Origin of the sequence: Streptomyces sp. NPDC093591, from assembly GCF_044764885.1 — a bacterium.
Taxonomy (GTDB): domain Bacteria; phylum Actinomycetota; class Actinomycetes; order Streptomycetales; family Streptomycetaceae; genus Streptomyces.
This window is the reverse complement of sequence record NZ_JBIWIY010000004.1, coordinates 586903-598723: the sequence shown is the minus strand read 5'-3', so window position 1 is coordinate 598723 and position 11821 is coordinate 586903. Positions and strand designations below refer to the sequence as shown.

Below are 11821 nucleotides of genomic sequence, written 5' to 3'. Positions count from 1 at the left end.
AGCAGGACGACGCGCTGGGCGAGGCGGACCGCCTCGCGCACGTTGTGGGTGACGAACAGGACCGACAGCTGCGTCTCGCGCCAGATGCGGGTCAGTTCGTCGTGCAGCACGTCCCGGGTGATGGCGTCGAGCGCGGCGAAGGGCTCGTCCATCAGCAGCAGCTTGCTGTCCTGTGCGAGCGCCCGCGCCATGGCGACGCGCTGGCGCATACCGCCGGACAGTTCGTGCACCCGCTTGCCGTACGCGCCCTTCAGCCGGACCAGTTCGAGCAGCCGTTCCGCCTCCGGCCGACGTTCCGCCTTCGCGACCCCGCGCAGCTTCAGCGCGAGTTCGATGTTCTTGCCCGCGGTCAGCCACGGGAACAGGGCGTGCTCCTGGAACATCAGGGCCGGCCGGCCCTCGGTGCCGATCGAGCCGGCGGACGGCCGGTCCAGCCCCGCGACCAGGTTGAGCAGCGTGGACTTGCCGCAGCCGGAGGCCCCCAGGAGGGTGACGAACTCGCCGGGCGCGACATCGAGCGTGATGTCGTCCAGCACGAGTTGCTGCCCGCCGCGTGTGCCCGGCACCGGGAAGGACTTCGAGACGTGCTCGATACGGGCGGCATACGGCACCGCCGTGGCGTCCTCGGCGACCTCGGTGGTCGTGGCTGTCGCAGTGGCCATGGTCGTCACCTCCTGGGAACTCATCGGATGCGGGGGCCTTACTTGACGCCGAGACCGGCGTCGTCGACCTCGTCCTTGCCGTCGGCCTTGAGGACCTTGTTGAGCGGCGCGAGGTCGTAGATGCCCTTCAGATCGGGCTTCTCCAGCAGACCGGCCTTGACCGCGTGCTGCGCCTCGGTGTCGAGGGTGGCGGCCAGCGGGTCGTCGAGGAAGGTGATCGACTTCCAGGCCGGGTCGATGACGTCGGCGGGCAGGGCCTTGCCGGAGAGCTCCTCCAGGGCCTTGTTCGCGGCGGCCTTGGCCTTCTCCGGGTTGGCGTTGATCCACTCGTTGGTCTTCACCGAACCGCGCAGCACGGCCTCGACGACGTCCGGGTGCTCCTTCAGGAAGGCCTGCCGCACGATGATGTTCGTGATCACGAACTTCTTGTCCGGCCACAGGTCGGCCTCGTCGAGGAGCACTTTGCCGCCCTCGGCGACCAGCTTGGACGCGGTCGGCTCGGGCACCCAGGCACCGTCGATCGAGCCGGACTTGTAGGCGTCCGGCGTGATCTTGTTGTCGGTGCGGACGACGGAGACGTCACCCTTCCCGCTCTCCGCGTCGACCTTCCAGCCCTGCTCGGAGATCCAGTTGAGCAGCGCGACGTCCTGGGTGTTGCCGAGCTGCGGTGTGGCGATCTTCTTGCCCTTGACGTCCTTCAGGGACTTGATCTTCTCCGGGTTGACGACGAGCTTCACGCCGCCGGAGGCGGAACCGCTGATGATGCGCAGGTTCTTGCCGGCCGCCTTGGTGTAGCCGTTGACGGCGGGGGAGGGGCCGATCCAGCCGATGTCGAGGTCGCCGGAGTTCAGCGCCTCGATCTCAGAGGGACCGGCGTTGAACGTCGAGGGCTTGATCGTGGTGCCGCCGAGCTCCTTCTGGAGCAGGCCCTCCTGGATGCCCACCAGAGCGGTGGCGTGCGTCAGGTTCGGGAAGTAGCCGATGTTCACCTCGTCGACGGAGAGCTTCTTGGCGTTCGCCGCGACCTCGGGCTGCTTGGCGCTGTCGGTGGACTCGGTGCCGTAGCCGCAGGCGGTCAGCAACAGGGGAAGCGCGGCCGTGACGGCGAGGGTGCGCAGGGCGGTGAGCGGTCTAGCGGCAGACACGGAGGTGTCCTCTCAGGCGTGGTCGATCAGGGGGACTACGGCAAGGGGTGCGGCAGGTCAGGCGATGACGACCGGTCAGGTGGTTCGGCGCCGAGGCCGAAGCCTTCTGGAGCGCACGGACACGCCATGCGCCGACGGTCGGTCTCAGGCGGACTGACAGATGGCGCTGGACGTGCGGCCGAAGTCGATGTGGCGACGCGAGGTCAGGAGGGGGAGCGAAAGATCCGCGTGCTCACGCATGATGCGCATGCCACCACCCCCACTGATTCCTACTTTTCCTACCTGGTTGATGGGGATCGTGACAGAAGGCGGCGCCCATCCCAAGAGGGTTTTCACATAGTGGACTCGGGCATCTCTCTTTTTGAGATGGGCGCCTTGGAGTCGAGGGGCGTGCGGCAGTGCGCGGGCCACGGCGAGCAGACCGGAGCGGTGGGTGTGGGTGGGGTCGGCGATGACCTCAGCTGACGCCACGTCATCACCCGGGACGCCGGTGAGCAGGCGTGGGCGGAGGTCCGGCGGCAGCGGATGCTCGCCCTGCGCGGTGGCGGACCGGACGGCCTGGAGATCCACCCGAACCTCTGGGCCGGCATCGGCCTCGTCCGCAGCGGAGCCGGTACCGCGCTGGTCGGCGGTCACGACGAGGTCGCTGAGCGGATCGCCGAGTACTACCGGCTGGGCATCGACGAGTTCGTGCTCTCCGGCTACCCGCACCTGGAGGAGGCGTACTGGTTCGGCGAGGGCGTCCTGCCGCGGCTGGCTGCACAGGGGCTGTGGAATCACCCGTTCCGCGGCACGACGGCCGCCCGGTCCGTGGCTCAGATCCCTTTCGCGGAGCGGTGATCAGCCAGAGTGAAAGGGTATTCCCTGGATTTCCTATCGAATTACTAGGGAAATGTTGACCCTCCTCGGCCGGGCGAGTGAGGATGACGTCGACCGGGTCGGCCGGGCAGCCCGGGATCGCGTTCTCTTCTGTCGTGAAGGAAGTCCGCCATGACCACCGCACCCCCGGCCGACGCGGCGACCGCAGCGGGAGCCGAGCCGGCCGACTGGCCGCACACGGCCCGTGAGTTGGCGGAGGACCTGGCCACGGACGCGGTCGAGCGCGAACAGGCCGGCAAACCACCGCTCGACGAGGTCGCCCGGCTGCGCGAATCGGGGCTGCTGACGCTGTTGGTGCCGGCCGCGCACGGCGGAGGCGGCGCGGACTGGCGCACCGCCTACACGGTCGTACGGACCCTCTCCGCGGCCGACGGGTCCGTGGGCCACCTGCTGGGCAGCCACTACTTCCTGTCCTACTGCGCCCGGTTCTTCGCCGGACCCGACCATGCCGCCCGCGTGGAGCGGGCGTTCACGGCGGGGCAGTGGTACTGGGGCGGCGGCATCGCCTCGCAGGAACCGCCCCTGATGCTGACCCCGACGGCCAACGGCTATGTGCTGGACGGCCATCAGAGGTACGGCTGCGGAGTCGGCGTCGCCGACCGGCTCGTGGTCCGTGCCGCCGTGCCCGGCACCGGCGAGCCCCTCGCCGTCCTCGTGGACCCCGCCCACCCCGGCCTCGTGAGCGGCGCCGGCGGGGACACCTTCGGCCAGCGGCTGGCGGCCGCCGGCGGTGTGGGGTTCGACTCCGTGCCGGTCGGGGCCGACGACGTGCTCGGCTCCCTCTCCCCGGACGAGGGCGTCCTGTCCCCCTTCGCCGGCCTCGCCGCGCCGACCGCCCGGCTGGTCTCCGCCCAGTTCTGTCTCGGCCTCGCCGAGGGGCTGCTCGGTGAGGTCCGCGAGCACGGAAGGGCGGCGCGGTCCGCCTGGCAGCCGTTCTCCCCGCAGCCCTGGCCGGGCAGCCCGCCGCAGGACCCGTACGTGCTCACCGCGTACGGCGAACTCGCCGTGGCCGCACGTGCCGCGTCCGCCCTCGCCGACCAGGCGGTGGCCGCCCTGACCCGCGGCCTCGCGCGGGGTGAGGAACTCGACGACGAGGAGTGCGCCGAGATCGCCGTCCTCGCGAGCGCGGCCGAGGCCGCCGCCTCCCGGGCCGCGCAGGAGATCACCACCCGTGCCATGGACGCCGTCGGTGTGCCGGCCGCCTTCGCGCGGCACGGCCTGGACCGCTTCTGGCGCGACACCCGCACGCACACCCTGCGTGAACCGGTCGCCCACCGACTGCGCGAGGTCGGGGACTACTTCCTCAACGGCGCACATCCTCCGTTCAGTCTCCCCGCCTGACCGAAGGACCGGCGGGCGAAGGCGGGCACGGCGGTGATGGATAATCTCAGCATGCGGATCTCGGCGAGAGCGGACTATGCGGTGCGGGCGGCGTTGGAACTGGCCGCGGCCGGTGACGACACCTCGCTCAAGGCCGAAGCGATCGCCGAGGCGCAGGGCATCCCGCACAAGTTCCTGGAGGGCATCCTCGGTGACCTGCGCCGGGGCGGCCTCGTGGTCAGCCAGCGCGGCGGCAAGGGCGGCTACCGGCTCGCCCGCCCCGCCGACTCGATCCCCATCGCGGACGTGATCCGCGTGGCGGACGGCCCCCTGGTCTCGGTGCGCGGCGTACGCCCGCCCGACCTCTCCTACATCGGCCCCGCCGAGTCCCTGCTGCCGCTGTGGATCGCCGTACGCGCCAATGTCCGCAAGATCCTCGGCGAGGTCACCCTCGCCGATGTGGCCGCGGCCAAGCTGCCCGACGACGTCCTGAGCCTCGCGGACGACCCCGAGGCCTGGACGAACCCCTGACCGGCGTCTCACCGCTCGGCGGCCCTCTTGACGCGGCTGGGATGCGGCCCGACACTCCAGTACGGGAATCCTAGTGAATTGGTAGGGAACTATGGGCCGTTCCGCGCCGGACCTCGGCAGTGACAGGGTCCGTGTCGCCGTCCGGTCGCTGCCCCTGCTGACGTCCCGCCGCCACATCGACCTCGTGCGTGTGTGCAGTGCGGCGAGTTCCCCGCACGGTGAGGGCGTCACGCCCGCCCGCGCCTGAACCGCCCCCCACGCTCACCTGCCGCATCCCGGCCGCGCCGAAGCCGCCGCGCGCCCTCGCCGCCGTATGCCCGTGACCGAGCACCCCAGGGAGACGCATGTCCGCCCCATCCCCGACCGCCGTGCCGTCCTTCCGGAGCAGGATCGGCTGCGACGCGCGCAGCGGTTACTACGCCGCGCCCCGCCGCTACCGGCTCCACCTGTCGCTGTCGTGTCCGCGCTCTTTGCGGATCGCCGTCACGCACAGCCTGCTCGGCCTCGACGACGTCCTCCCGGTGACGTCGCTGCCCGCCGTGCCCGACGCCCCCGACGGGGGACACCAGGAGCTGCGTCCGCTGTACGAGGCCAGTTCGCACCAGCACCCCGGACCGGCCGCGGCGCCCGTGCTCAGCGACACCTGGACCGGAACCATCGTGAGCACACACGCCCCCGACATCCTGCGGGACCTGGCCCGGCGGTTCGGCGACCGCGGTCCCGATCTCTACCCGTACGGCGCCGAGGAGGCCGTCGAGAACATCGGCCGGCTCTGCGAACAGGGCATCACCGCGGCCGCGCAGCACGCCGGACAGCCGGACGGCGACCCGGCGGCACGCGACACCGCGCTCGCCACGCTGCTGCACACACTGGACGCGCTGGAGCGGCGTCCGGCCTCCCAGCGGTACCTGCTCGGCGACGAACCGACCCTCGCGGACGTCGAGTTGTGGGTGACGCTGGTGCAACTGGACACCGTGCACCGCCATCACCTGGATGCCGCCGCGGTCACCCGCATCACCGGCCATCCCCGTCTGTGGTCCTACGCCCGACGGCTCACGGCGCACCCCGCCTTCGGCGCCCACCTCGACCTGGACGGCATCGCCCGCCGGCACCACGCCCACTGCCGGGGCGAGGAGGCGGCGGGCGCGGCCGTGCGGATCGTGGACTGGGCTGCCTGCGCGGGCGAGGTCAGTCGGCCGGCTTCTCCCACACCGACACGTGCTTGCCGCTCTCGCTCGTGAACGGCTCGCGCGTCCAGTCCTCCCAGCGGTCGCGCAGGCGCAGCCCGGCGAGCCTGGCCATGAGGTCCAGTTCGGCCGGCCAGACGTACCGGAACGGGACGGACCAGTGCTCGGCGCGGCCGTCGGTGAGGGTGACGTAGTTGGAGCTCATCGCCTGGGTGGCGACGTCGTACTTGTCGAACGCCCAGCGGGTGTCGCTGATGTGGAACGGCACGGCGTTCTGCCCGGCGGGGAGCTTGCGCAGTTCGGGGACCATGACCTCGACGACGAAGCAGCCGCCGGGGGCCAGGTGTGCGGCGACGTTGCGGAAGCAGTCGACCTGGGCGTCCTGGGTCGTCAGGTTCATGAGCGTGTTGAAGACCAGGTAGGCGACCGAGAAGGTCTTCTCCACCTTCACCGTCGCGAAGTCCCCGATCGTCACTTCGATCGCGTCGCCGCCGGGTTTGGCGCGCAGCCGCTCCACCATGGCGCGGGACATGTCGACGCCGTGCACCGGCACACCGCGGCCGGCCAGCGGCAGCGCGATCCGGCCGGTGCCGACGCCGAGTTCGAGTGCCGGGCCGTCGCCGGCGAGTTCGGCCAGCAGGTCGACCGCCGGGCCCACCACGTCGGGGCGGAACATGTCCGCAGCCTACTCGTCGTAGCCGGCCGCGATGTTCTCTCCGAAGTAGCCGTCGTCATCGATCACGTGGGGACCGTACTGCCGGCCGCCGCCCCCGGGCACGCGAATTTCCGGCAGGGCACGCCCTCTCGGTCAGGTGAGCGTCACCTCGACCGGCAGCTTCTTGATGCCGTTGACGAAGTTGGACCGCACGCGCGGCACGTCGCCGGCCAGGCGGATGTCCGCGATGCGCGGGATCAGCTCCTCGAACATGATGCGGATCTCCGTGCGGGCCAGCAGGTTGCCCAGGCACAGGTGCGGGCTGCCCTTGCCGAAGGTCACGTGGTCGTTGTCGGTGCGGGTGACGTCGAAGTCGTACGGGTTGCCGAAGACCTCCTCGTCACGGTTGCCGGACGCGAACCACATGACGACCTTGTCGCCCTCCTTGACCCGCTTGCCGCCGAGCTCGACATCACGCGTGGCCGTGCGGCGGAAGTGGTAGACGGGGGAGGCCCAGCGCAGGAACTCCTCGACCGCCGTTCGGATCAGGGAGGGGTCCTCCTGGAGGCGGGCCAGCTGCTCGGGGTGCTGGAGAAGGGCCAGCATGGAGTGGGAGATGGTGTGCCGGGTGGTCTCGTTGCCGGCCACCACCAGGAGCAGGAAGTAGTTGTCGAAGTCCTGCGGGGAGAGCGGGACGCCGTCGCGGGGGGTCGTGTTGACGAGCTTGGAGATCAGGTCCGTGCCGTCGCCGCCACGCCGCTGCCTGGCCAGCTCCCGCCCGTACTCGAAGACCTCGAGGGAGGCGGGGGAGCGGAACGGCAGATCGCGGTACTTCTCGCTCTCCTCACTGTGCAGCAGCACGTCCGCGTAGTCGGGGTCGGTGTTGCCGATGATGCGGTTGCCCCAGTCGATGAGCTGCTGGTTGTCCTCCGGCGGGACGTCGAGGAGGCGTGCCAGGACGTTGATGGGGAAGTCCGCGGAGACGTCGGCGACGAAGTCGAAGGTGCCCTTGGCGAGGGCCGCGTCCAGGGTCGTCGCGGTCAGGCCGCGCAGGAAGTCGGCGTAGCTGTTGATGACGCTCGCGCCGAACTGCCGCTGGATCACGCTGCGCAGCGCGCGGTGGCGGACGCCGTCCATCTCCAGGATGGAGGCTCGTTTCTTGATCTGGTCCTCGTCGACCTCTTCCAGGTTCACGAACCTCGTGGAGGTGAAGGTCTCGGGGTCGCGGTCGACGCGGGCGATGTCGGCGTGCCGGGTCACCGCCCAGAAACCGGAGTTGGGGGCCTCCTCGGGCTGCCAGTGCACCGGGTCCTCATGGCGCAGGGTGTGGAACATCCGCCACGGGGTGACCCCGTCGGTGAAGTTGTCCAGGTCGGCGAGGTCGACGTCCGCGAGCGGCATCGGCTCGTTCACGGCGGCACGGGTCTGGGACTGGATGTGCGTCTCGGTCATCAATGGCTCCAGGCGTCACAGGTGGTAGGCGTACTCGGTGAACTCCCAGTCGGTGACGTGCCGTTGGAAGCGTTCGACCTCGTTGCGCTTGTAGGTCAGGAAGGAGGAGACGAAGCCCTTGCCGAGCACCTCGGTCAGAGCGGTGTCCGCCTCCAGCGCGTCCAGCGCGGCGGACAGGTCCGTGGGCAGTACGGCCGACCTGGACGTGTCGTAGCCGTACCCCTCCAGCGGGGCCGGCGGCTCCTCACCGGCCTGAATGCCGAGCAGCGCGGCGGCGATCGTGCCGGCGACGAGGAGATAGGGGTTGGCGCCGGCGTCCCCGAGGCGGAGTTCCAGCCGGGCGCCCGAGCCGCGCTCCGGCGGGATGCGGACCATGGCGCTGCGGTTGTCCAGCCCCCAGTCGATCAGCCAGGGCGCGAGGGTGTCGGGGCCGAAGCGTTTGTACGAGTTGACGGTCGGGTTGGCCAGCGCGGCGAGCGCGGGAGCGTGGGCGACGACGCCGGCGACGGCGTGCCGGGCGGTGGCCGAGAGGCCGTAGGCGCCCGCGGGGTCGTCGAAGGCGTTGCGGCCCTCCGCGTCGTCGCAGGACAGGTGCAGATGGAAGCCCGACCCGCCCGCGTCCCCGAACGGCTTGGCCATGAAGGTGGCCAGCCGGCCCTCCTTGCGGGCCAGCTCCTTCACCGCGGCCTTGAAGCGGAACGAGCGGTCGGCCGCGTCCAGTGCGTCGGAGTGGGTCAGATTGATCTCGTACTGGCCGCCGTCGAACTCGTGATTGCCGGTGATCACGCCGATCCCGAGGTCCCGCAGATGCCGCAGGGTGCGCAGCAGATGGTTGTCGGGGTCGGCGCGCAGACCGGCCGTGTAGACGGCGCCGGCGGTCTCCGGGGCGCGGCGCCAGCCGGTGGGGGTGCCCGGGGCGGGCTCCAGAAGGAAGTACTCCAGCTCCGGGCCGACGACGGGGCGCAGTCCCCGCTCGGCACAGCGGTCCAGCACGCCGCGCAGCAGGTCGCGCGGTGACTCGGGGGCGGGGGCCCCGGTCGCCGGGTCGGTGACCTCGCCGAGACAGGTGGCGACACCGGGCTCCCAGGGGAGCGTGGCCAGGGTGGACAGGTCGGGGCGCACGGTGATGTCGGGCAGGCCGGCGTCGAGGCCGCCCGCGACGGGGACCACGTCACCCTGCGGGGTGGTGTGGTAGACGGCCCGGCAGAAGGCGAGACCGTGCTCGCAGGCCGACGGCAGATGGTCCACCAGGACGTCACGGGCCCGGTCGGTGCCGATGAGGTCGGGATAGACGACCCGGACCACGTCCACGCCCTCGGCGGAGAGCCGCTCCATGTGCCGGCGGGTGTCTGGAATGTCGTGAGCGCTCACCGATGTCTCCTCGGGCGGATGGGGAAGGTGGCGTGAGGACGACCTGAGCACAGGGGCGGGGTGGGGAGGAGCGACCCCGGGGTCGTCGTTTGAACCCGAACGGTATGGACAGGATTCGCCGTCCCGCAAGAGGGTGGCCTCAAAAATTTATCCACCTGGACAGGTATTGACCAGGCTCCGGCTGCTTCCTATGTTGTTTGAAGCCAAACGAGTAGGGGGTGCGGATCTCGCACCCCTTTGGCCCAGGGGCCCGGCCGACAGGCCGGCCGGGCCCCGCCCCCATCCCCTTCGCCCCCCGCTCCGACGCCCTCACTCCCAGGAGGACCGGCCATGAAGGTCGTAGTCGACATGAACAAGTGCCAGGACCACGGCCAGTGCGTGTTCGCGGCTCCCGACGTCTTCTCGATGGACGACGACGGACACCTGGTGTACGTCTCCGGCCCCGACGAGGCGCTCCGCGACGAGGTCGAGGAAGCCGCCGACGTGTGCCCGCTGCAGGCCATCCGGGTCGAGGGCTGAGCCCCATGACCGGACGGGTAGTCGTCGCCGGCGCCTCGATGGGCGGCCTGCGAGCAGCGGAACAGCTGCGCGCGGCCGGCTGGACCGGCGCGATCACAGTCATCGGCGACGAGCCGCACATGCCGTACAACCGGCCTCCGCTGTCCAAGGAGGTCCTCGCTGGAAAAGCGCCCTTCGAGTCGCTGGCCTTCACCCCGAAGGCGGCCGCCGCCGATGTGGAGTGGCGGCTGGGCACCAAGGTCGTAGCGGCCCGGCTGGCCGAGCGGACCGTCGAACTCGACGACGGCGAGGCGTTGTCGTACGACGGACTGGTCGTCGCCACCGGCATGCGCCCCCGGCGGCTCGGCTGCCCCGGCCCGCTCAAGGGCCGGCACACCGTCCGTACGCCGGCCGACGCCCAGGGCCTGCGGGACGAACTGACCCGGCCGGGCGTGCGCGTGGTCGTGGTCGGCGCCGGGTTCATCGGCTGTGAGGTCGCCGCCACCGCCGTAGGACTCGGTGTCCACGAGGTGACCGTCGTCGATCCGCTGCCGCTGCCCATGGTCGGGCCGCTCGGCGAACTGCTCGGCCGCGCCCTGCTGAAGCGGCACCAGGAACGCGGGGTGCGCTTCGCGCTCGGTACGTCAGTCGCCGGGTTCGAGGGCGACGAGCAGGTCACCGGTGTCGTCCTCGGCGACGGCACGGTGCTGCCCGCCGACGTGGTCGTGGAGTCGGTCGGCTCGGTCGCCAACGTCGAGTGGCTCCAGGGCAACGGCCTCGACCTCTCCGACGGCGTCCTGACCTGCGCGCACCTGACAGTGGGCGGACGGCCGGACGTCGTCGCCGTCGGTGACGTCGCCCGCTTCCCCAACGCCCGCTACGACGGCGTGCCACGCCGCGTCGAGCACTGGTCCATCCCGACCGACACCGCCAAGCACGCGGCGCGGACGCTCGCCGCTCATCTCACCGGAGCCCGGGCCGACTTGGCTCCGTTCGCGCCGCTGCCCACCTTCTGGAGCGACCAGCACGACTTCCGGCTGCAGTCCTTCGGGGCGCCGCTCCTCGGCCTCGACGACGTACGGGTCCTGGACGGCGACCCCGACGGCGACGTCCTGGTGGGCTACCACACCGACGACCTGCTGGTCGGCGTCGTGGCGCTCGGTGGCCACAGCGCCGCCATGGGTGCCGCCCGCTACCGCGCCCAGCTGCTGAAGCAGCCCGCCCTCACCGCGTAAGGAACCCCCGTCATGTCCCCAGTCCGTGGTTACTTCCATCCCAAGACGGCGACCGGTACGTCGTCGCTGATTCCGTCGCCGCCGTGGCGCTACTCGGGTGACCTGCTCACCGTCGAGTACCGGACCGATCCGGCGCGAGTACGTGAACTGCTGCCCGAGCCGCTGGAGTTGGCCGACGAGGATCCAGGTGCCGTCGCGCTGATCTGGGCGGACTGGCAATCGTGCTCCGAGTCGGGGGCGGAGCTGCTCGACCCCGTACTCGCCCAGTACAAGGAGGCCTTCGCGGTCGTCCGGTGCAAGTACCGGGGGCAGACCTACACGCGCTGCGTCTACATCTGGGTCGACAAGGACTTCGCCATCGCCCGTGGACTGCACCAGGGGTATCCGAAGAAGCTCGGGTCCATTCATCAGACGCGGCCCCATCCGTACGGGCCCGCTCCGCGGATCGAGGCGGGGGCGCGGTTCGGGGCGACGCTCGCTGCGGCGGATCGGCGGTTGGCGCAGGCGGTCGTGACTCTGCGGGAGCCGTCCGCGACGAACGGGTTCGTCAATGGGCATCCGATGGCCCATCACCGGTGGCTGCCGTCCATCGAGAAGGGGAAGGGGCTGGCTCTCGATGAGCTGATCGAGTCCGGGGCGGCCTCGTTCGAAGGGGGTGAACCATGGGTCGGAGACGCCGAGTTGGAGCTTTTCGAGGCGCCGACGGAGGAACTGGCCCGGCTGGAGATCCGTGAGCCGATCGCTGCGTATTACCGGCAGGTCGGGGTGGTTTGGGACGGGGGGCGGCTGCTGGAGGTCGGTACGTCGGAAGCGTCTGCCGAGTGAGGTTCGTGGCCGGCTGCGGGTTCGTCGTGGCTTGTCGCGCCCACGCGGCGGAGCCGCACAT

The 11821-nt window shown here is 70.8% G+C and carries 11 protein-coding genes and 2 pseudogenes; 8 read left to right on the top strand and 5 right to left on the bottom strand.

Translation table 11 applies throughout. The features are described 5' to 3' along the window. Both ACIREI_RS12185 and ACIREI_RS12180 read right to left on the bottom strand, forming a co-directional pair. On the bottom strand, positions 1–686 hold a 686-nt coding region (locus ACIREI_RS12185), incomplete at its 3' end, for an ABC transporter ATP-binding protein (RefSeq protein ID WP_403330860.1). A 14-nt stretch (positions 687–700) separates the two neighbouring features. Continuing rightward, positions 701–1807: an ABC transporter substrate-binding protein gene (locus ACIREI_RS12180; RefSeq protein WP_403330857.1), complete on the bottom strand. Its 1107-nt coding sequence runs from the start codon at positions 1805–1807 to the stop codon at positions 701–703. A gap of 468 nt (positions 1808–2275) precedes the next feature. Here ACIREI_RS12180 and ACIREI_RS12175 point away from each other — a divergent pair. The 5 genes and pseudogenes from ACIREI_RS12175 to ACIREI_RS12155 form a co-directional block, all read left to right on the top strand. Beyond that, positions 2276–2647, top strand: a pseudogene (locus ACIREI_RS12175) (LLM class flavin-dependent oxidoreductase); the annotation flags it as partial. Between the two features lie 150 nt (positions 2648–2797). After that, positions 2798–4027, top strand: coding sequence for an acyl-CoA dehydrogenase family protein (locus ACIREI_RS12170; RefSeq protein WP_403330854.1), 1230 nt, complete (start codon positions 2798–2800; stop codon positions 4025–4027). Positions 4028–4078: 51 nt separating this feature from the next. Next, positions 4079–4537, top strand: a complete 459-nt coding sequence (locus ACIREI_RS12165; protein WP_128437054.1) for an Rrf2 family transcriptional regulator — start codon at positions 4079–4081, stop codon at positions 4535–4537. A 91-nt stretch (positions 4538–4628) separates the two neighbouring features. Further along, on the top strand, positions 4629–4784 hold the full coding sequence (locus ACIREI_RS12160) for a hypothetical protein (protein ID WP_403330851.1): 156 nt from the start codon (positions 4629–4631) through the stop codon (positions 4782–4784). Positions 4785–4881: 97 nt separating this feature from the next. Then, a complete protein-coding gene (locus ACIREI_RS12155; RefSeq protein ID WP_403330848.1) occupies positions 4882–5778 on the top strand; it encodes a glutathione S-transferase C-terminal domain-containing protein in 897 nt (298 codons plus the stop codon). On the opposite strand, the pseudogene ACIREI_RS12150 reads toward ACIREI_RS12155, so the two are convergent. From ACIREI_RS12150 to ACIREI_RS12140, 3 genes and pseudogenes are all read right to left on the bottom strand, one after another. After that, positions 5726–6466: pseudogene (locus tag ACIREI_RS12150) on the bottom strand (class I SAM-dependent DNA methyltransferase). The gene ACIREI_RS12155 and the pseudogene ACIREI_RS12150 overlap by 53 nt on opposite strands. A gap of 66 nt (positions 6467–6532) precedes the next feature. After that, positions 6533–7831 (bottom strand): cytochrome P450, encoded by a 1299-nt coding sequence (locus ACIREI_RS12145; protein ID WP_403330845.1) that lies wholly within the window; start codon positions 7829–7831, stop codon positions 6533–6535. A gap of 15 nt (positions 7832–7846) precedes the next feature. Then, positions 7847–9166: a glutamine synthetase family protein gene (locus ACIREI_RS12140; RefSeq protein WP_403330924.1), complete on the bottom strand. Its 1320-nt coding sequence runs from the start codon at positions 9164–9166 to the stop codon at positions 7847–7849. 366 nt (positions 9167–9532) lie between these two features. On the opposite strand from ACIREI_RS12140, the gene ACIREI_RS12135 reads away from it, so the two are divergent. From ACIREI_RS12135 to ACIREI_RS12125, 3 genes are read left to right on the top strand one after another with little or no spacing between them, the layout of a single operon-like run. Continuing rightward, positions 9533–9721 carry a ferredoxin gene (locus ACIREI_RS12135; protein WP_403330843.1) on the top strand — a complete coding sequence of 63 codons (189 nt, stop codon included), beginning with the start codon at positions 9533–9535 and terminating at the stop codon, positions 9719–9721. Between the two features lie 5 nt (positions 9722–9726). Then, the gene (locus tag ACIREI_RS12130) at positions 9727–10935 is read left to right on the top strand and encodes an NAD(P)/FAD-dependent oxidoreductase (protein WP_403330840.1); all 1209 of its coding nucleotides are present in this window, start codon (positions 9727–9729) and stop codon (positions 10933–10935) included. 12 nt (positions 10936–10947) lie between these two features. Beyond that, positions 10948–11760 (top strand): acetoacetate decarboxylase family protein, encoded by an 813-nt coding sequence (locus ACIREI_RS12125; RefSeq protein ID WP_403330837.1) that lies wholly within the window; start codon positions 10948–10950, stop codon positions 11758–11760. Positions 11761–11821: the final 61 nt, after the last annotated feature.